General features: G+C 43.3%; 18 protein-coding genes. 13 read left to right on the top strand and 5 right to left on the bottom strand.

The genetic code is table 11. From position 1 onward, the window contains the following. The first annotated feature begins 4 nt into the window (after nucleotides 1-4). From KDU71_RS17465 to KDU71_RS17435, 7 genes are all read left to right on the top strand, one after another. Nucleotides 5-613, top strand: coding sequence for a thiamine phosphate synthase (locus tag KDU71_RS17465; RefSeq protein WP_212192384.1), 609 nt, complete (start codon nucleotides 5-7; stop codon nucleotides 611-613). Between the two features lie 4 nt (nucleotides 614-617). After that, the gene (locus KDU71_RS17460) at nucleotides 618-1,376 is read left to right on the top strand and encodes a hydroxymethylpyrimidine/phosphomethylpyrimidine kinase (RefSeq protein ID WP_212192383.1); all 759 of its coding nucleotides are present in this window, start codon (nucleotides 618-620) and stop codon (nucleotides 1,374-1,376) included. Nucleotides 1,377-1,386: 10 nt separating this feature from the next. After that, a complete protein-coding gene (locus tag KDU71_RS17455) occupies nucleotides 1,387-2,052 on the top strand; it encodes a thiamine phosphate synthase (protein ID WP_212192382.1) in 666 nt (221 codons plus the stop codon). Nucleotides 2,053-2,155: 103 nt separating this feature from the next. Beyond that, entirely contained in the window at nucleotides 2,156-2,929 is a 774-nt protein-coding gene (locus tag KDU71_RS17450; protein ID WP_212192381.1) for a thiazole synthase, read from the top strand. An 84-nt stretch (nucleotides 2,930-3,013) separates the two neighbouring features. Continuing rightward, nucleotides 3,014-4,126, top strand: a complete 1,113-nt coding sequence (gene thiH, locus KDU71_RS17445; protein ID WP_212192380.1) for a 2-iminoacetate synthase ThiH — start codon at nucleotides 3,014-3,016, stop codon at nucleotides 4,124-4,126. A gap of 34 nt (nucleotides 4,127-4,160) precedes the next feature. Continuing rightward, on the top strand, nucleotides 4,161-4,973 hold the full coding sequence (locus KDU71_RS17440; RefSeq protein ID WP_212192379.1) for a glycosyltransferase family 2 protein: 813 nt from the start codon (nucleotides 4,161-4,163) through the stop codon (nucleotides 4,971-4,973). A 251-nt stretch (nucleotides 4,974-5,224) separates the two neighbouring features. Further along, nucleotides 5,225-7,672, top strand: a complete 2,448-nt coding sequence (locus KDU71_RS17435) for a TonB-dependent receptor (RefSeq protein WP_244828553.1) — start codon at nucleotides 5,225-5,227, stop codon at nucleotides 7,670-7,672. Nucleotides 7,673-7,782: 110 nt separating this feature from the next. On the opposite strand, the gene KDU71_RS17430 is transcribed toward KDU71_RS17435, so the two are convergent. After that, the gene (locus KDU71_RS17430) at nucleotides 7,783-9,618 is read right to left on the bottom strand and encodes a radical SAM protein (RefSeq protein WP_212192378.1); all 1,836 of its coding nucleotides are present in this window, start codon (nucleotides 9,616-9,618) and stop codon (nucleotides 7,783-7,785) included. 249 nt (nucleotides 9,619-9,867) lie between these two features. Between KDU71_RS17430 and KDU71_RS17425 the strand changes: the two genes are divergently transcribed. From KDU71_RS17425 to KDU71_RS17415, 3 genes are all read left to right on the top strand, one after another. After that, entirely contained in the window at nucleotides 9,868-10,095 is a 228-nt protein-coding gene (locus KDU71_RS17425; RefSeq protein WP_212192377.1) for a hypothetical protein, read from the top strand. A 340-nt stretch (nucleotides 10,096-10,435) separates the two neighbouring features. Continuing rightward, a complete protein-coding gene (locus tag KDU71_RS17420) occupies nucleotides 10,436-10,918 on the top strand; it encodes a glutathione peroxidase (RefSeq protein ID WP_212192376.1) in 483 nt (160 codons plus the stop codon). 56 nt (nucleotides 10,919-10,974) lie between these two features. After that, nucleotides 10,975-11,415 carry a MarR family winged helix-turn-helix transcriptional regulator gene (locus KDU71_RS17415; RefSeq protein ID WP_212192375.1) on the top strand — a complete coding sequence of 147 codons (441 nt, stop codon included), beginning with the start codon at nucleotides 10,975-10,977 and terminating at the stop codon, nucleotides 11,413-11,415. A 272-nt stretch (nucleotides 11,416-11,687) separates the two neighbouring features. On the opposite strand, the gene KDU71_RS17410 is transcribed toward KDU71_RS17415, so the two are convergent. The 4 genes from KDU71_RS17410 to KDU71_RS17395 all read right to left on the bottom strand — a co-directional run bounded on the left by KDU71_RS17410 (nucleotide 11,688) and on the right by KDU71_RS17395 (nucleotide 16,906). Further along, the gene (locus tag KDU71_RS17410) at nucleotides 11,688-12,494 is read right to left on the bottom strand and encodes a class D beta-lactamase (RefSeq protein ID WP_212192374.1); all 807 of its coding nucleotides are present in this window, start codon (nucleotides 12,492-12,494) and stop codon (nucleotides 11,688-11,690) included. A 273-nt stretch (nucleotides 12,495-12,767) separates the two neighbouring features. Beyond that, nucleotides 12,768-12,995, bottom strand: coding sequence for a putative signal transducing protein (locus KDU71_RS17405; protein ID WP_212192373.1), 228 nt, complete (start codon nucleotides 12,993-12,995; stop codon nucleotides 12,768-12,770). Nucleotides 12,996-13,246: 251 nt separating this feature from the next. After that, entirely contained in the window at nucleotides 13,247-14,575 is a 1,329-nt protein-coding gene (locus KDU71_RS17400) for an SPFH domain-containing protein (protein WP_212192372.1), read from the bottom strand. 195 nt (nucleotides 14,576-14,770) lie between these two features. Further along, nucleotides 14,771-16,906: a glycoside hydrolase family 97 protein gene (locus tag KDU71_RS17395; RefSeq protein WP_212192371.1), complete on the bottom strand. Its 2,136-nt coding sequence runs from the start codon at nucleotides 16,904-16,906 to the stop codon at nucleotides 14,771-14,773. Between the two features lie 326 nt (nucleotides 16,907-17,232). Between KDU71_RS17395 and KDU71_RS17390 the strand changes: the two genes are divergently transcribed. From KDU71_RS17390 to KDU71_RS17380, 3 genes are read left to right on the top strand one after another with little or no spacing between them, the layout of a single operon-like run. Next, complete coding sequence (locus tag KDU71_RS17390; protein ID WP_212192370.1) at nucleotides 17,233-17,907, top strand: hypothetical protein; 675 nt, start codon at nucleotides 17,233-17,235, stop codon at nucleotides 17,905-17,907. Between the two features lies 1 nt (nucleotide 17,908). Further along, entirely contained in the window at nucleotides 17,909-18,688 is a 780-nt protein-coding gene (locus KDU71_RS17385) for a patatin-like phospholipase family protein (protein WP_212192369.1), read from the top strand. A 22-nt stretch (nucleotides 18,689-18,710) separates the two neighbouring features. Further along, on the top strand, nucleotides 18,711-19,475 hold the full coding sequence (locus tag KDU71_RS17380) for a TIGR00266 family protein (RefSeq protein WP_212192368.1): 765 nt from the start codon (nucleotides 18,711-18,713) through the stop codon (nucleotides 19,473-19,475). Nucleotides 19,476-19,706: the final 231 nt, after the last annotated feature.

Below are 19,706 nucleotides of genomic sequence, written 5' to 3'. Positions count from 1 at the left end.
CTTTATGAAGCCAATTGTAATTTGTTATCCAACCCAACTTAATAAGGAAGTTGAAGCAATTAATGCTTTGTTTGAGGCCGGACTTGAAATTTTACATGTACGAAAGCCAGCTTACAGCGAAGCGGACATGATCGCATTTATCGATTCTATTGATGCTCAATATCATAATCGCATTGTGGTGCACAGTCATCTTTCTATTGTGGAACCTAAAGGTCTGAGAGGCGTTCACTTTACCTCTTACAACCGCCACCTGATTGATGATTACAGCAATAAAGCAATGCCCAAAAGCATCTCGGTGCATTCGATGAGCGAGCTTATTAACTTGAGTGAATCATTCAACTATGCTTTATTAAGCCCGGTTTTTGAAAGCATCTCGAAAGAAGGATATGGCCCGGCCATTGACCAGACCATACTTAAGAAATTTTTAGCCACAATTCATGATGTCAAGGTATTGGCACTGGGTGGCATCGACCACAAAAACGTGGATGTTGCCAAGGAGCTAGGCTTTGATGGTGTTGTTTTACACGGACATCTGTGGGCGCAATTTGAAAATGACGGTGACATTGAAGGTGTCGTTGAACGCTTCAAAGAGGTCACTGAAAAATGGACTTAAACAAATGAATGAAAGACCTTATGTACTGAGCATTGCCGGATTTGACCCATGCAGTGGCGCAGGTGTTACAAGTGATATTAAAACGTTTGAACAACATAAGGTCTACGGCTTAGGCGCTGTAACGGCTATTACCTATCAGAATGAATCAGACTTCGAGGGTGTTAAATGGCTGTCGGTTGAAGAGATAATTAAACAGCTTAAACCGCTTGCTGAGCAATACAGTCCAAAAGCTATTAAAATTGGTTTAATAGAGTCGGCTGCGACTCTTAGTCAAGTTTTGGATTGGATAAAGAAAAACTGGCCAGAGGCTTTTATTGTATGGGATCCCATATTAAAAGCTTCTGCCGGATTTCCATTCCACACTCACCTTCACCAAAGCATACATGAACTACTAAGAGAGAAGGTAGACCTTCTCACTCCCAACCTGCCCGAATACTCGCTACTATTTGACGATTCAGATGCAAAAGTACTCGCCAATCAGCTGGAGACATCTATTCTCATTAAAGGTGGTCACTCCAAGGGCAACACCGTTTGCGACACACTCTACAGCTACTCACAGGAGACTATAAAGGTAGCTTCTGAAAAAGTTAAGGGAGACTGGCAAAAGCATGGTACAGGTTGCATACTTTCAGCAGCAATCGCATCAGAAATTGCACTTGGTAAAACCTTAGCTGCCGCTTGTCACTCAGCCCATTTTTATGTAAAAAAAATAATTAGCAGCAACAACACCCTGTTGGGCTATCATTATAATACCATTGATTAATCATACAACTATGCAAAAGAAATCAATCGCACGCTTGCAATTTATTACCTCCCCTTCTACTCAAAGCTATTTACAGCAAATACAGTCGGTAGTGATGGGTGGCACTAACTGGGTGCAACTGCGCATGAAAGAAGAAAAAACAGAGGATATTGAAAAAGTAGCCCTTGAAGCACTCAGCTTTTGCATGGATAATGGCGCTACTTTTATTATGAACGACCATGTGGATATTGCTGCCAAAATTGGTGCGGATGGTGTTCACCTGGGTAAAAATGACATGGCTCCCGATGATGCTCGTGCTATTTTGGGGCCACAATCCATCATTGGTGGCACCGCCAATACGTTTGACGACATCAAGCGTCTGGCCGACTTAGGGGTTGATTACATTGGTTTAGGGCCTTTCCGTTTTACCGAAACGAAAAAGAATTTAAGCCCTGTACTTGGCTCCCAAGGCTATATGGCTATCCTTAATCAATGTAAAGAAGCCGGGATCAACCTCCCTGTGATTGCCATTGGCGGACTAATGCCTGACGACCTGCCCGAACTGTTTAAAACAGGCGTACATGGGGTGGCCATCTCATCATACATAGCTAAAAGTGAACAACCAGGTGCTACAACTCTTGATTTATTGCAGGAGATTGGACGTTACAGCTCGGCCAACTGGACCAGATTTCATTAATCAGAAAGGCAATTGTTTAACAGGCAGAAGTTTAAAAAAAAGACACTAATAACACAACCATAACAGCTATAAGCTGACAGCTAATAGCTATAAGCCAAGTAAAATGACTCCACTCCAATTAGGCGATAAAACATTTTCATCACGATTATTTACCGGAACTGGTAAGTTTGCTTCCAATCAACTGATGCAGGAAGCCATTGAGGTAAGCGAATCGGAACTCGTAACCGTGGCCTTGCGCCGCGTTGATATGAACAACCAGGCCGATGACATTCTAAAACACCTGAAGCACAAACGTATCAACCTGTTGCCCAATACTTCGGGCGTGCGAACGGCCAAAGAAGCTGTCTTTGCCGCTCAACTAGCTCGTGAAGCTCTGGAAACCAACTGGCTGAAACTGGAGATTCATCCGGATCCTAAATACTTACTGCCCGACCCGATTGAAACATTAAAAGCAGCTGAAGAACTGGTAAAACTTGGCTTTATCGTACTGCCATATGTACAGGCCGATCCCGTTCTTTGCAAGCGACTTGAGGAGGTGGGCACTGCAGCCGTAATGCCATTGGGCGCACCCATTGGTTCGAATCAGGGTTTGCAAACCAAAGAGATGCTGCGCATTATTATTGAGCAAAGCCAGGTACCGGTAATTGTGGATGCGGGTATTGGTGCTCCTTCGCATGCCGCCCATGCCATGGAGATGGGAGCCGATGCAGTGCTTGTCAATACCGCTATTGCTGTTTCGCCCAATCCGACTGAAATGGGAAAAGCCTTTAAGCTGGCGGTAGAAGCCGGGCGCATGGCCTTTGAAGCCAAACTGGCCCAAAAATCGATGGGTGCAGAGGCCTCCAGCCCTTTGACAGCTTTTTTGGATGAATTGTAAGACATGGCTGACAGCTTATAGCCCATAGCTACTAGCTATTTACACCTTACAATTAAAGACAATTGCCTATAATACTGACGATAGATGAAAACATTTGAAGAGGTGCACGCTTCACACGATTGGGAAAGTACCAAAGCATCGATACAAGATAAAACCGGGGCTGATGTTGAACAAGCCCTTTCAGCCCACAAGGCAACATTAGAGGATTTTAAAGCATTAATCTCACCAGCGGCAGAAAGCTACCTGGAGCATATGGCGCATAAAAGCCGGGCAATTACCCAGCGCCGCTTTGGTAAAACCATCCAGCTATACATTCCGCTCTACCTGTCAAATGCTTGTGCCAACGCCTGTGCTTACTGCGGATTTAGCCACAACAACAACATCACACGCATTACTTTAAACAAAGAACAAGTGTTGCAGGAGATTGCTGTGATCAAAGAAATGGGCTTTCAGCATTTGTTGCTGGTAACAGGCGAACACCCCAAAGAGTGCGGTTTTGACTACCTGAAAGAGATAGTTGAACTGGTCAAACCTCACTTCCCATCGGTTTCCATTGAGGTACAGCCCATGCAACAAGAGGAGTACGAAGGACTGATTCAACTGGGACTGCACACGGTGTATGTTTATCAGGAAACCTACAACCGGACAAACTATAAAACGTATCATCCCAGAGGTAAAAAGTCGGATTTTGCCTATCGACTGGAAACACCAGAGCGCCTGGGGCGTGCACACATTCATAAAATTGGCATTGGCTGCCTGCTGGGGCTTGAAGACTGGCGCACCGATTCATTTTTTACCGCCCTGCACCTTAACTACCTGGAGAAAACCTATTGGCGCACCAAGTACAGCATCTCCTTCCCGCGCCTGCGTCCCCATGTAGGATCATTCCAGCCCAATGTGGACGTGACTGATAAACAACTGGCACAGCTGATTATGGCTTACCGTATTTTTAATCCGGATGTTGATCTGTCACTTTCAACACGCGAGAGTAAAGCGTTCAGAAACAACATGCTGCAATTGGGAGTGACAGCCATGAGTGCCGGTTCGAAAACTGAACCAGGTGGCTATGCTGTTTACAACAAAGCACTTGAGCAATTCTCTGTCAATGATGACCGCAGCCCAAAAGACATATGCGAAATGATTAAAGCTGGCGGTTACGAACCTGTATGGAAAGACTGGGACGATTGTATGCATTAATTGGTTTCATTACTTTTGGACAAACAACACCTATATGAACACAGCTTCAGGCTCTCCCACAATTTCACTGATAATCTCAACCTATAATCGTCCGCAGGCATTATATCACGTTCTGCAATCGGTTAGAATACAAAAGGAAATGCCACATGAAGTGATTGTAGCTGATGATGGCTCAGGCGAGGAAACCCGTCAGGTAACTGAACAATGCCAAAAGGATTTTCCGGTACCACTTATCCATGCCTGGCAAGAAGATTTAGGATTTAGACAAGCAGCGAATAAAAATCATGCTGCTTCAAAAGCCAGTGGCAGTTACCTGCTGTTTCTTGATGGCGATTTGGTGATGCACCCCGATTACATCAAGGATAACAGAATGACTGCCAGTAAAGGCTACTTTGTGGTTAACACCCGGGTAATGCTGGACGAAACCTTCACTGAAGAGATATTCAAAAAGAAGCAGTTTAGCATCTCTGCCAGCCAGCTCTCTAATCAAAAGAATAGCAAAAACGGCCTTCATATTCCTTGGTTGGGTTCGCTGATACCCACCAGGCAAAAGCTAAAACCCTGCCGGGGCGGGCTGATGGGTATATGGAGAGAAGATTTTGTGGCCGTTAATGGCATGAATGAGGATTTTGTGGGCTGGGGACACGAAGATACCGACTTATTTATTCGCCTGTTCAACTATGGATTAAAGCGGCACAATAATAAATTCAGAGCCCTGACCTATCACCTCTATCATCCTATTGAAAACACCGATAATGCACACAATAATAAAGCACTGGCTGAAAAAATGAAGGGCAATAGTAGCTATTTCTGCCCTAACGGACTGGATAAATACCTGACGAAATAATAATTTTACAGAAACATCTTCCATTCAACAACTTAAAAGGATGGGTGATTTAAATAGGACAAAAAGGTCTTGTTTTTCTTTGATAATAGTAACGGGCTGGCTACTTTTGCGCCCAATTCCAATGGGGTGCCCCTTCAGGGGCTGAGATTATACCCTTCGAACCTGGCCGGGTAATGCCGACAAGGGAACAGAGTATCTCCAAATTATTCCTCATTGCGGTATTTGTTAATAACTTAAACTGCGTAATTAAAATGAAGAGGTTTTATTACTTTATGCTGTTAGCCCTTTTGACGGTTTCAGCATTTGCACAAACGACCATTAACGGAAAAGTGACCGATGAAAGCGGCGAAGCTCTCGTAGGTGTTAATGTCATCATTAAAAATTCATTTAACGGTACCATCACCAATGCCGATGGCGAATACCGTATTTCATCAAAAGAATCCACTCCTACCCTGGAGTTTTCGTATGTCGGCTACAAAACTCAAACAATTGAGGCCAACGGAACAACTGTTGATGCAAAGCTTAAAACTGTTGCGGTATTGACCGACGAAGTAATCGTATCGGCCATTAAAGCAGATAGTAAATCACCAATAGCCTATACCAACATCACCAAGGCTGAGCTTCTGCAACGACCGGCGGCAGATGACATCCCCTACATGCTGAGTCTGACACCATCGGCAGTAGCTACATCAGAAACTGGTATAAGCGTGGGATATACTGCCTTGCGCATCAGGGGTACCGACCCTACGCGTGTGAATGTGACCATTAACGGCGTGCCGTTGAACGACTCTGAAAGTCAGGGTGTTTTTTGGGTGAACATGCCCGACTTCACCTCATCGGTGGATGAAGTGCAGATCCAACGCGGTGTTGGAACCAGCACCAACGGAGCTGCGGCCTTTGGTGCCAGCATCAATTTCCAGACAACATCTATCAACGATCAGGCATCGGCACGTATTGAGAACACTGCCGGATCGTTCAATACCTTTGTAAATTCAGTGAATGCCAGCACGGGCCTGCTGAATGATAAATTTGCCTTCGATGTCCGCTATTCTAAACTTCAGTCGGATGGTTACATCGACTATGCTTTCTCCGACCATCAGTCACTATACGTGAGTGGAAGCATGCTAACAGGCAATGGGCTGTTAAAACTCAACCTCATCCATGGCGACCAGCAAACAGGCATCAGCTGGTGGGGTGTACCACAGGAGCTATTGTTTAAGCCAGAGTGGGCCGGCGACGACTGGAAACCAAACCGCACCTATAATCCTGCCGGAGAATATACCGATGAGTATGGCAATACACAATACTACGAAGGACAAACAGATAACTACAAGCAAACACACTATCAGCTATTCTACTCCCATGCTGTCAATAAGCGCTTTAACCTCAATGGCGCTGTTCATTACACACGTGGCGATGGTTACTACGAGCAATATAAGGAAGATGAAGCCTATGCAGATTATGGCTGGACACCTGTTGTCATCGGTGGCGAAACCATTGATGAAACGGACTTGATTCGCCAGAAGTGGCTGAAGAATGATTTCTATGGTTTTACCGCATCGGCCAACTACAGTGGCGATAATTATTCAACCTCATTTGGTGGTGGCTGGAACCGTTACGAGGGCGACCACTTTGGTGAGGTGATTTGGGCACGCTATGCCGGCAAAACAGAGAAAGGTGATCGCTGGTACGATAATTATGGTGAAAAAACCGACTATAACGCTTTTGCTAAAGTCAATTACCAACCGTTAAATGGGTTAAATACTTTTATTGACCTTCAGCTTCGCCAGATTAACTACCTGATGAATGGTATCGATGATGACTTGGCTCCTTTAGTGCAATCACACAATTTCAATTTCTTTAACCCTAAAGTGGGCCTATCGTACGATATCAATAAACAGCAGCAGGCCTATTTCTCAGTTGGGGTGTCAAACCGCGAACCCACACGCAGTAACTTTAAAGATGCTAAAGGCGATGCATCGAGCTACCCTAAAGCAGAACGATTAATCGATTTTGAGACAGGCTATAACTATCGCTCCAGCAATCTATCTGCCAGCATCAACTTCTTTTACATGCTGTATGATGACCAATTGGTGCCAACCGGTGAAAAGAACAATGTGGGAGCCGATATCATGACCAATGTTAAGGATAGCTACCGCACCGGTGTAGAATTGGTATGGGGTGCTAAAATTACTAAAGGATTAAGCTGGGATGCCAACCTCTCGCTTAGTGCCAACAAGATTAAGAACTTTGTTGAGTACTCTTCATTATCTGATGCCGATTGGAACACCATTGGACAAAAGGTAACTGAACTGGGGACCACCGACATTGCCTATTCGCCCAATGTCATCAGTAGTAGTATTTTAAGCTACGCTTTTAACTCCAACATTAAAGCAAGCCTGATCTCTAAATACGTTGGTGAGCAATTTTTTGATAATACATCAAGCGAAGACCGAAAACTAGACGCTTACTTTATCAATAATCTTAAGGTTGACATCAACCTATTCCCACAGTTTGCCAAGCGTATTGGCTTACAATTAATGGTTAATAACCTGTTTGATGTGGAATACGAAAACAATGCCTATGGTGGCAACTATTATCAAAGAGATGCCAATGGTGTGGATACAGAATACACCTGGGCGTACTATTATCCTCAGGCAGGCCGTCATTTCATGAGCAAGCTGGTGCTTGAATTTTAATACCGCTTTATATACTCCTGACAAAGCCCGCATCGTGTGAAGCGGGCTTTGTTTTTATAGGTTTTAAATCTTCTATTCAGGCAAGCTCAAAGGGATTATCGACTACACACCTACTCCACATCAATTAATGACACTAGCTGGTCCAACTCAGCGTTACAATACAGTAAATAGCCCGCGCGCAGGTTGCTTATCACCTCTTGTAAGCGTTCCCTGGTATGGCTGATAAATTCCTCCCTTGCCAATGCATATAACTCATCAAAGCTGATGACTTTTTTAGCGCTTGCCTTCAGTACAAAGGCATACTCAGGTTCGCCAAAAACAATATTTTCAATCTCGCTGCCATCACAATACTCGGTATAATACAACACACCGTTATGCGTTTGCACGGTGTAGCTGAAACGGTGCTGCTTGTAATAGTTTTCAGCCTCTTCAAGTCTGTCCCACTCCCGTACATTAGCAGCCACATTGCGCTGATAACGGAATAGGTGAAACCGCTCATCATGGTCTGAAAAGCTGCCAGGTAGCAAATACGATAGCTCATCAACAGTATAATTTCCCACTTCGTTATCGGGCATCAACTTGTAATACTTCGACATGGATGACAACACCAGCGTAACATAGTTGTGTGAAAATTCTACAATCGGATGATTATAAAAGAATCGCAGGAAATGCAGGTTATTCATACACTCCTGCACATCGCCCTCGGTTTCCCCAGGCACATGCTTAATCACATTCACATAGGGGTATATGCCATTTTTCAGGGCATATTTGATAAACTGCACATTATCAGAAAATGTATTGCTCTTATTCATCTTCTTAAGCAAACCGTCGGATAAACCATCGTAGCCAATAAACAGGTTTTTGAAACCGGCAATGGCCATCTTTTGCATTAATTCTTTTGAGTAATGCCTGTTTGGTATTATCTCGGCCCAAAAAGAAAAGTCCTCCTCTGTTTGGTACTTCAGGTCAATCAGCAAATCGAGCAATGTTTCAAAATGCTTTAAACTGCCAAACGTATCGCTATCAACAAACGTAAAAGTAGTGGAACCATACTCCTGATTGAGGGTGGCAATCTCATTGACAACACATTCAGGGCTTCGTGCCCGTAACTTATACCCCTTGTTAAAATCGCAGAAATTGCAACGGTGCCAGTGACAAGAGCGGATGGAATTGATGGGAATACTTATTTGCTCACGATCTTCATCCTTCGGGAAAGCACTTAGGTAATCACTGTAATCAGGATAGGTGTAATGCTCGAAATCGAGGTAGTCACTTGTGTTCTGCTCCGATTGCACAAGGGTGTTTCCATTACGGTAAAATAAACGCGGTACACCAGATAAATCTGTTTCTTGAGCATTCATCTGAGTGGCCAACTCTAATAACGGATATTCCCCTTCGCCCCAGCTTGCATAGTCAAAGGCCGGGCATAACCTCATCGCTTCGCGCGCCACCTCATCGCTGCCAAATCCTCCTATAACCACCTTCACATGAGGCGCCACTTTCTTCAACTCTTCAGCCAGGATAATACCAGGTATCCATTGGTTAAACTTAGCCGTGATACCAAACAAACTAATCTCAGTCCAATCAATTGCCGCTAATCCCTCTCTGATTCGACTTTTGATTTCAGTTTTTGCATCTTTTAAAAACTCAGCATAGTGGTTGATATCTGAACTGATATAATCGGGGTTTAAGGCCTGTAGCTTAGATAGTATCCGCCTATTACCATTGGCATTGCCATGTTGATCGTTTAGTATAGATAAAAAAGGCAACAGGCGATCTTCGGTATCTTCGCTATCGGTAAAATCACTCATCACCGACAAGTCAAAATTCCAATACTTTATGGCTGTTTCAAAACCGTTTTCATTCATAAAGGTCTTAAGAATAGAAAGCGAAATGGATGGACTGTAAATATCGGCTGGTGGCAAACAGTTTAATAGTATTCTCATTGGATATATATGGCGATGGTATTTATTCTATTGCTGTGCAAAGGTAGGTAAATATGGTGTAATCGCCTTTTTCTGCTTGGATTCGCAGGCTGTTTATTCAAATCATCTACCCATCTTCATTATGGCTCAAACACTTTCACGAAGCTACACCCATACACATCGGATTATTCATTTACACTTAACCCACGCTTAATTTACCAACGGCCCATTATTCCTTACTTGCGGCCGCAAATAAAACTTACAAGACACATGGACGGCTCATTTTACGAACACCAGAAAGCAATTATCACAAATGTAATTGATAACCCAAGCCGGTTTGAAAAAGAAATATACAAATCGCGCTTATGGTTAACTGACAGTGAACAGGACAAACTGTGCGAATGGCTGGAAGCGAACTACCCTGAGCAGTACAAACAACTACTGCAAAACCTGCAATTTAAGCATCAAACCAATAAAGCATATATGATTTCGGCGTGAGTTTAACCGTGCTTTTTTGTGGAAACCAGGCGAATATGCTTAGTGCCTGAGTGATGTCAGATAAAGTCTTCTTACCTGCCTGTCGGTATTCATTGGAATGGCACAGTTTTAATCATATGGTATCGTGCTGTAGTCTTGTTACCGTCATTGACTGCCCCTCCAGATAACAGGTCGCTCACCTCCTGCTTTTTGCGCTTCACACCTGCCTATTGTCGTTTCATGCATAAACACCTCCTATTTTATATCGCAGGCGATATTTATTCATCAGCTTTATCTATATTTGTATCGCGCACGACACTTATACGCTATTAAGACAATAAATACATAATAAACGAAAGCTATGACCAACAATTTTTACCAATTCGAAGCCAAAACTCTGCAAGGCAAAACTATTAACATGAGCGACTATAAGGGCAAAACTGTATTGGTGGTGAACACAGCCAGCAAGTGCGGCTTAACTCCCCAGTACGAAGGCCTCGAAGCCTTATATCAAAAGTACAAAGACAAAGGTCTGGTTATACTAGGGTTTCCGTGTAACCAGTTTGGCAACCAGGAGCCAGGTGATGAAAAATCCATATCGGAAGGCTGCCTGATCAACTATGGCGTGAGTTTCCCGATGTTTGCCAAGGTAGATGTGAATGGGGAACAAGCTCATCCCCTGTTTAAATACCTCAAGAGTGAACTGGGCGGACTGCTGGGCAGCAAAATCAAGTGGAACTTCACCAAATTTATAATTGATGCCAACGGGCAGCCCATAAAACGGTTTGCACCCGTTACCAAGCCAGCTAAAATTGACACTTTCCTATCTAAAATTTTGGCGTAGTTTTGCATTGAGATTGGGGAGCTGTTAAGGTTCCCCAATAAACCAAACAACATACAATGGCCTACGAACAATTAAAACTTGAGAACCAGCTTTGTTTTCCTGTGTATGCTGCATCAAGGCTGATAACCCGTGAATACCAACCACATCTGGATCGGCTGGGTATCACCTATCCGCAGTACCTGGTGTTTATGCTGCTATGGGAGCAGGACGAACGCAGTGTCAATGAAATTACACAAAAACTCATCCTGAATACTAACACGGTTACGCCGCTGCTGAAGCGGATGGAAAAGCAAGGGTTTATCACGCGCACAAAGTCGACAGAAGATTCGCGCAAGGTGATTATTAAGCTGACCACCAAAGGTGACGAACTGCAAGAGCAAGCAGCTGTGATACCCGAGTCGCTTGTGAAAAAAATAGCTGGCGACAACATGAACATTGAGACCCTGAAACGATTAAAGAGCGATTTAGACCAGCTGATTAAACTACTGAATAAATAAGGTTATATCTCCATGGCGAGAATTGATGCCCATAACATTGAAATTGCATTATTAAAGCTGCCAATCAATCTTCCCCTGGGGAAAACAAAGTTTCGCTAATGCCTTTGAAGTTTAACACAAATTGGCAAGTGCCGAAGGCGATGGGGAAATACGGCCGTCTTAACTTTTAAGGTTATATCGTTACACCACCTGTGAGGACAAACGCGGTAGCTAGGGTAATAACTGAGGGTATTAAAATTCCGCCATTTATTCACATTTTAGCTTACTCAAAACTACTCACTAACACCGAGCTCCTTAAGCACTTCTTTGGTTATAACAATGCGTTTTCCCAGAATACTCTTGAAATCCTTGTCTTCAATGTTCATGGCAAAATAATAGAGCTCATCGCCTTTTTCAACAAAGCCAATAACCCAGCCTATGCAGTTACCATGCCTAATTTCGCCGGCACCGGTTTTATAGTATAAGGTGTAGTCATCATTCTGCTCCTGCAGCATCCCTTTTTTAATGGAGCTAACGGTTGATGGTGACAGATTGAAGGCATTAGTATATAGCTGCCGAAGAAACGCAATCTGCTCCATAGCCGATTTTTCTATCTGGTAGGTCAAACCAAAGTAATGCAGCTTTTCCACCTGAAAGCCCGGCTGATAATCCAGACGATTGAGGTATTGCTCCACCATTTCGGGCGTCATTAATGGCATCAGCTCAAAGTAATACCAGTTAACCGAATACTTAAGGGCCGATACAACTGTCTGGTCCTGACTCCAACCTTCCGGCCAAAACTTTTCAGGCAGATATTTATCCTTATCCCACTTCATCACCGCTGCATCATTGGCTATCAGCCCCTCTTCCAAACCAATTATGGACCACACTATTTTAGAAGTTGAATGCACCGAAAAAGCCTGGCTGGCCCTATCAGCATTATAAACCTTATAGTTATCGCCCCCTACATTGTAAAGCACAAAAGTACCTGTAGTACCTTCAAATACCGATTCAAGGTTAAGGTCTTCCTGCGTTGTTGTTTGTGCGCCAAGGCTTGTGGCAAATAGCAACAGCCCGAAAAATAGTAAGTAACGTAGCATAGGTGTTGAGTTTGTTTTTTTCAATGAGCTACAAGATAGCATTAAACGATGATATTTTAGTAGTTACAACTCAGGATGCTCCCGCTTGAATCTTATCGCGTGGTTCTACTTTATCAATTACACCCCATGCGAGGACATTCACGGTAGCTGAGAATACCTAGCTTTGTAATAAAGAGGATAATATAACTAACATTAACCACGAATAGGTTCGCACACAAAACCCCGCCTGATACATTGAACAAGCGGGGTTTATTACCTCTAAACATAGTATGCTTATTCTGCCTTTTTAAATTCTTCCACCCATTTGAGCGCGGCTTCTTTATCCTTTTCCATCACCAGCACATCGGCTCCTTCGAGCGTGTGGTGTGGCGCTACCATGCCTATTATCTGATTCTTCATACTGGCTTCAATGCCATTGTCTTTCAGCACCTGGCAAAGCATTTCCACCTCCATGGGTGTACCATTAAATACAGTCACTAGTTTTGTGTTATCGTCTGTCATAGCATATCGTTTTAAGTTTGTTTTTAAGATAGGAATAGTTTATTAGTTTTTGGGTAGAAAGCAGAAGTAATTTTGCAAATGTATCTTGTATAAATCCCCCACAGTCCTGCGGACAGCTCCCCGTGGGGAGCACGGATTAACATGACGTAAAATAAAGCTGCCAATCAATCTTCCCCTGGGGAAGTGGCGGTGGGGGAAATAAAAAAGCCACTCCCGTTAGAAGTGGCTTGTAATATTTACGGATGCTGTTTTTAGTTGCCTTTACTGGTTTGTAGTTGCTTGGCCATGGCCGCTCCTATCAGGCTTTCCAGAGGGGTACCTCCTTTAGAATCGCCACCCATAATCATGGTTTCAGGGAATTTGATTTTGGCAATCTCAGCCGCCACCTTCACATCACGATCCAGTTCCATTGCCAGTTTCACCTCAGGTGTGATACCTGCGTTTACCTTCTTGGCAATTTCGTAGGCCTCGGCATCAGCTGTTACCTTTTTCTTCATGGCATTCAGCTTTTCAGTTTCCAGAGCGATAGCCGCCAGCTTCTTATTGGTTTCTTCCTGCTTCAGCTTTGTTTCAATGGCAATCAGGGCCTTCACCTGTTCTTTCTCCTGGTTAACGCGCTCTTCGGCTTTATCACGTTCACCCTGCGCAACAATACGCTGCTGCTCAGCCTTAGCTGTTTCAATCATCTGCTGCTCTAACTGTCGCTTAGCCGATTCATCGCGCTGAGCTTCCAATCGCTGTTTAAAGGTGGCTTCCAGGTCAATCTTATCTACAATTACCTGCGAAACAATGATATTATTCTCCGACAGTTCATGCGGGATACGCTTGGGTATACCATTCTCAAGGATTTTTTCAACCTTATAGCTGGTCTGTATCTCCTTTATGGTACGCTGCTTGGTAGTCATATCAATCGCATCGTAAATCGTATCTTTCACCTCCAGCTTATTTACCGCATAGGTTCCCTCCTTTAACTGCTCTTCAAAAGTCTGACGGAAAGACTGTGCTTCACCAGAGATATAGTTTTGCGCTGCAAACATATAGCCAGTGTTGATGAGTTGTTCACGCACGGTAGGAATAATGGTGTTATTCACCAGGTTGCTCATGGTACGATACTTAACGGCCAGCTTAATAAACGAAGGACTATCTTCGGGCAATTGGAAGCGCAAAGAAACATGTCCCTGTGCTGTTACCTGGTCGATAAAACGCACCGGTATTGGGTTCATCACCCCTTCCAATTCATCCAGGTCTGATTCGGTTTGCTTACTCACCACCTTCACATCAATGTATTTCTGCCATTTATCTAATTTGGTTCCTGGTACCATTATTTTAATACCCTGCTCCATAACAGCACTCATATGACCTGTTGGAGAAACCAACAGATAATTAAATCCTCTGTCAGCAAAAAAGAACATAGAATTAAGTAACATTAAGGTTAATCCGGCAATTACCAGAATTATACCATGCAACTTAGTGATGCCCTTAAAAATAGCAGGCAGTTTACTATTTTGCTTTTCCAGTTTAGATATTATAAACGCTACAATACCGGCAAAAACAACCAATACTCCTAAAAATACAATCATTGTTTTACGAATTAAGTTTAAAGATTTTTTTCATTTACCCTTTAAACATAATCTATAGCCTTCATTACACAAAGTGTATTCCCAAATATTTTTACCAATACCAATATTATTTACATTAACGGTGTGTAACAGCAACAAAAAAAGCCACCTCTGCAAAAGCAAAGGTGGCCGCGTTTAACCAAAATTAAACCCCTTTTACAGGCGCTTAACGCCTCTAATATCACTCTTTTCTTTTACTTCTACAATACTAATGGCATAACCACCGCCTGGCGCACAGTACTGCGACAGTTTTGACTTACTGGTTACCACATACTTCTCAATTTGATAAGCTTTCGGATTTGTCTCCCAATGTGCATCCTTAGCATCGGCATACACGGTGGCAACATATTTTTTACCGGGCTCCAAAAAGTCAAATTGAATGTGTGAGGTACGACCTTGTTCATCATTCGTACGGCCCACAAACCAACGATGGCCATCTTTCTCTTTTCGGGCATAGGTGATGTAGTCACCTGGTTCAGCTTCCAATACTTGAGTATCCTCCCAATCGATGGCCACATCTTTAATAAACTGGAAAGCATCCATGTGTTTAGCGTATGTTTCAGGCAGGTCGGCCGCCATCTGCAGTGGGCTGTACATGGTTACATACAAGGCCAGCTGACGCGCAATGGTGGTGCGCACGTGTGAGCCATTATCAGGATTATACTGGCTTACATCCGGCTCAAATATACCCGGGGTATAATCCATTGGTCCGCCAATCAGGCGCGTAAATGGCAAAATGGTGGTGTGGTTCACATTGTTACCTCCAAAGGCCTCGTATTCGGTTCCCCGGGCACTTTCATTACCAATCAGGTTAGGATAGGTACGGCTCAAACCCGTTGGACGCACTGCCTCATGGGCGTTAACCATCACCTTGTACTCGGCTGCTTTTTCAACGGCATACTGGTAATGGTTCACCATCCATTGGCCATAGTGGTATTCGCCGCGTGGAATAATATCACCCACATAGCCACTCTTAACTGAATTATAGTTGTTATCAGCCATAAACTGATAGGCTTTATCCATATGACGTTCGTAGTTACGCACTGAGCCTGATGTTTCGTGGTGCATCATTATTCTTACGCCTTTAGCGTTGGCATAGTCGCGCAGCATCTCCACATCAAAATCCGGATAAGGCGTTACAAAATCGAACACATAGTCTTTTGATTTGCCAAACCAGTCTTCCCAGCCTTCGTTCCAGCCCTCAACCAATACTGCATCAAAGCCATGCTCTGCCGCAAAATCAATGTAGCGTTTCACTTTATCGTTATTAGCCGAATGTGTGTCGTTAGGTATTGTTTTTGAGTAGTCAGTCTCGCCCAGCTTTACACTTGGCAAATCGGTGTACGACCAGCTTCCTTTACCGGTAATCATCTCCCACCAAACGCCAATGTATTTAACCGGTTTAATCCACGATACATCGTCGTAGGCACATGGTTCATTCAGATTTAAGGTAATGTTCGACATCAATATATCAGCTGCATCATCACTGGCAATAACCGTACGCCATGGCGTGGTGCAGGGTACCTGCATATAGCCTTTATCGCCACGTGCATCAGGTGTCAGGTGTGATTCAAACACCAGGTTTCTGTCATCCAAATTCAGATGCATGCATGCATAATCCACCAAAGCAGCTTCGTGGAGGTTGATATATAAACCATCATCACTTTTCATCATCAGCGCTGTTTGCACACCAGTGTCTGAAAAGGGTGTTTGTGAAGCATTGGGCGTAACGGCTTTCTCCATCAATCCGCGTATCTCGCTTAGTTTTGACTCAGTATAATCATACTCCTGTGTATCGTAATCGCCGGGAATCCAAAATGCCTTATGATCGCCTGCCATAGCAAATTGCGTGCGCTCTTCTTTAATCACAAAATAGGTCAGAAGCTCTTGCTCAGGAAATTCGTAGCGAAAACCTAAGCCATCATCAAACAGTCGAAAACGAATCAACATCTTTCGTTGACTCTCAGTTTGTGTTAAAGTCACTGCCATTTCGTTGTAATGATTGCGAATATCTTTCCACTCACCCCAAACTGGCTGCCAGGTAGCATCGAAGGATGTATGCTCAACACCTGATACTTCAAAGCCGCTCAACAACGATTCGGCATCTTTTAACTCCAATCCCAATTGACTTTCTTTGATGACTGCTTTATCATGCAAAGCCAGCTTGTAGGCAGGAACACCATCCTTCAGTTCAAAAACCATTTTAAAGGCGCCGTTGGGTGATTTTAACTCTTCACCAAACATCATCAGCCCCATCCATACCATAAGCTGCAAAACGAATAACTTCTTCATATACTTGTATATTTTAATACGCACTTAGCTTTGAATAAGCTCATTAATAACCTATTAACTTGTGCCAAAAATAATCAGATTAGAGGGAATTCATTTTCAGCGCCCTACATGCTGTGCGACATAAAACACATTTAAGCGACTAATAAGAGGCATACAGTCAACTAAACCACAACACTTTGCAACAATCATCAACAGGCTCCTGAGCACTAACTTTTACTGTCAAAATAATTTCGCACATGATTAGCAAACGTTTGCAAAACAATCATCCGACAGATAAGCCTATATCCCGCAGGATTTCTATCTTTAAGCAATAAAACTTAAGCACAATGAAGCATCTCTTTATTCTACTTATCCTGTTGACTGCCACATGTGCAGCCTCAGCCCAAACAATAAAAGCCATTACTCAATACGGAGAAACGGTTGTTTTGTATGAGAATGGCACCTGGAAATACGAGAAAGATCTTGAAAACAAAGCCTCGCAAAGTCAGGTGGATACGCCTGTTACTGTGGCACCTGTTGCAACTACTCCTAAGGTTATTTCCGTTGACGACACTAAAAATACCACCTCAGAAAAGGTTGAGATAATGAATGCCGTGAGCAAAAAACTGGCTCGCTTCTTTGGTGAAGAAAAAGGCAGAATACGCTGTTCAGCATCTGCCACCAATAATAATGGTGAGGTTTTCATTAACTTTGAATTTATGATGCCTTTAGGTGATGCCAACCGATACTTTGGCTATACTGCTGAGGAACGCACTGTGCATTTAATCCTTTCCAATGGTGCAGAACTTACCAATACCTTCACGCACAATATCGAAGAAAAGTTTATCGATAAGTGGAATGTGTCCTATTATAAAGCCAGCATCTTATTAAGCAAGGAAGACATCGCTCAGCTATTAATTAACAATACCATGCGCCTGAAGGTGGATTGGAAAAAAATAGAAGAAGAATATACGATTGACAATATAGAAGGCATTAAAACCATCCTAACCGAAGTTATCTGACATGAAACAGCTAGGAAAAACAGGACTGGCACTTGGCGGTGGCGGAGCCAAAGGTTTTGCCCATATCGGTGTTATAAAAGCCCTTGAAGAGTTTTCCATCCCCATTCACAGTGTTGCCGGAACCAGTATGGGAGCCATCATTGGTGTACTCTACAGCGCCGGCTTTAATGCTGATACAATTATCAGTAAACTGAAGGAAGAAAAGGTATGGAATTGGTTTAACATTGATATTCTGAAAGGTGGCTTGGTCAATCTGAATGGTGTTAAAGAGGCACTACTGGAACATCTGGGGCACGAAGATTTCTCGCAATTGAAAAAGCCATTCTGCGTAACAGCCAGTAACCTTAACACAGGTAAAGTAAAAGTGGTGAGTGAAGGTCAGCAATTATTTGACTGGGTAATTGCCAGCGCCAGCGTGCCGGTAGCATTTACACCAACCGTTATTGATGGTTATACCTATGTTGATGGCGGTTTGTTTATGAACCTGCCAGCCGAACCACTGATGTTTGATTGCGATACCGTGATTGGTTCCAGCGTGGTAGCCGATAAAAAGATGGACAAGATTAAGAACACCAAGGATGTAGCCGAACGCGTGTTTAATTTATCCATACTGCAGAACGAACGCATCAGCCGCCTGCATTGTGATTTTTTTATCGAAACTAAAAAACTGACCAAATATTCAATGTGGGATTTTAATAAGTTTGATGAAATTATTGAACACGGCTATAACTCAGCCAAAAAGAAGATAGAAAACGAAATATTACCCAACATAACTAATTAAATAACACTTAAACTTAACAACTATGAACTCTCACGAGATAGATTATGAAATTAAAGGCCATGATGTTCAGTTTGTAGAGATTGAACTGGATCCGCATGAAACGGTTATTGCAGAGGCAGGTGCCATGCTATACATGGAAGAAGGCATTGACTTTGAAACTAAAATGGGTGATGGCTCTAATCCTTCGCAGGGCTTTCTGGGCAAGCTGGCAGCTGGTGCATCACGACTAATTACCGGTGAGTCACTTTTTATTACGCATTTTACCCATCGTGGTTATGGCAAAAAACGGGTGGCTTTTTCGGCCCCATACCCGGGAACCATCGTACCAATTGACCTGAGCCAAATAGGCGGTCGTGTTATTGTGCAGAAAGATGCCTTCTTATGTGCTGCATTAGGCACTAAATTATCCATGCATTTCAACAAACGTATAGGCGCCGGCTTTTTTGGTGGCGAAGGTTTTATCCTTCAAAAACTGCAAGGTGATGGCAAGGCCTTTATTCACGCCGGTGGTACATTGGTTGAAAAAGAGTTGAACGGCGAAACGCTCCGCGTTGATACGGGTTGTGTGGTTGGTTTCACAGATGGTATCGACTTTAGCATTGAACGAGCAGGAGGCCTTAAATCCATGGTGTTTGGTGGCGAAGGGCTGTTCCTGGCCACTCTACGCGGGACAGGTAAGGTGTGGTTGCAATCAATGCCAATCAATAAGCTGATAAGGGCTATTTCTCCCATGGGAAAAAACAGCGGTAAAGAAAGCAGCGGCCTGTTAAATGAGCTGTTTGAATAAATACCTCAAAGCATATGATGAAGCCGCACAGCCAATATCTGTGCGGCTTTTTTATGGCGTTTAGACAGTTGAAATTGGTAGCAGCAACTGAAACACAACATTCGTATAAATGTTATGCCTTTACTGCATAAAACGCGCATATCAAGCTCCCTTTGGGCACCTGTTATATTAGGTTACAACAATCATTCTATAGAGGTGAATAGCACAGATGCAGCTCCTTGCTCACAAAAA

Origin of the sequence: Carboxylicivirga sediminis (assembly GCF_018156225.1) — a bacterium.
Classification (GTDB): Bacteria; Bacteroidota; Bacteroidia; order Bacteroidales; family Marinilabiliaceae; genus Carboxylicivirga; species Carboxylicivirga sediminis.
This window is presented reverse-complemented; position numbering and strand designations above follow the sequence as displayed.

Excerpts from the sequence above, each read along its gene's own strand:
- KDU71_RS17420 (WP_212192376.1), top strand. The coding sequence starts at position 10,436 with ATGACCAACAATTTTTACCAATTCGAAGCCAAAACTCTGCAAGGCAAA.
- KDU71_RS17440 (WP_212192379.1), top strand. The coding sequence starts at position 4,161 with ATGAACACAGCTTCAGGCTCTCCCACAATTTCACTGATAATCTCAACC.
- KDU71_RS17410 (WP_212192374.1), bottom strand. The coding sequence starts at position 12,494 with ATGCTACGTTACTTACTATTTTTCGGGCTGTTGCTATTTGCCACAAGC.
- KDU71_RS17380 (WP_212192368.1), top strand. The coding sequence starts at position 18,711 with ATGAACTCTCACGAGATAGATTATGAAATTAAAGGCCATGATGTTCAG.
- KDU71_RS17455 (WP_212192382.1), top strand. The coding sequence starts at position 1,387 with ATGCAAAAGAAATCAATCGCACGCTTGCAATTTATTACCTCCCCTTCT.
- KDU71_RS17425 (WP_212192377.1), top strand. The coding sequence starts at position 9,868 with ATGGACGGCTCATTTTACGAACACCAGAAAGCAATTATCACAAATGTA.
- KDU71_RS17390 (WP_212192370.1), top strand. The coding sequence starts at position 17,233 with ATGAAGCATCTCTTTATTCTACTTATCCTGTTGACTGCCACATGTGCA.
- KDU71_RS17435 (WP_244828553.1), top strand. The coding sequence starts at position 5,225 with ATGAAGAGGTTTTATTACTTTATGCTGTTAGCCCTTTTGACGGTTTCA.
- KDU71_RS17385 (WP_212192369.1), top strand. The coding sequence starts at position 17,909 with ATGAAACAGCTAGGAAAAACAGGACTGGCACTTGGCGGTGGCGGAGCC.
- KDU71_RS17450 (WP_212192381.1), top strand. The coding sequence starts at position 2,156 with ATGACTCCACTCCAATTAGGCGATAAAACATTTTCATCACGATTATTT.
- KDU71_RS17405 (WP_212192373.1), bottom strand. The coding sequence starts at position 12,995 with ATGACAGACGATAACACAAAACTAGTGACTGTATTTAATGGTACACCC.
- KDU71_RS17415 (WP_212192375.1), top strand. The coding sequence starts at position 10,975 with ATGGCCTACGAACAATTAAAACTTGAGAACCAGCTTTGTTTTCCTGTG.
- thiH (WP_212192380.1), top strand. The coding sequence starts at position 3,014 with ATGAAAACATTTGAAGAGGTGCACGCTTCACACGATTGGGAAAGTACC.
- KDU71_RS17460 (WP_212192383.1), top strand. The coding sequence starts at position 618 with ATGAATGAAAGACCTTATGTACTGAGCATTGCCGGATTTGACCCATGC.
- KDU71_RS17395 (WP_212192371.1), bottom strand. The coding sequence starts at position 16,906 with ATGAAGAAGTTATTCGTTTTGCAGCTTATGGTATGGATGGGGCTGATG.
- KDU71_RS17400 (WP_212192372.1), bottom strand. The coding sequence starts at position 14,575 with ATGATTGTATTTTTAGGAGTATTGGTTGTTTTTGCCGGTATTGTAGCG.
- KDU71_RS17465 (WP_212192384.1), top strand. The coding sequence starts at position 5 with ATGAAGCCAATTGTAATTTGTTATCCAACCCAACTTAATAAGGAAGTT.
- KDU71_RS17430 (WP_212192378.1), bottom strand. The coding sequence starts at position 9,618 with ATGAGAATACTATTAAACTGTTTGCCACCAGCCGATATTTACAGTCCA.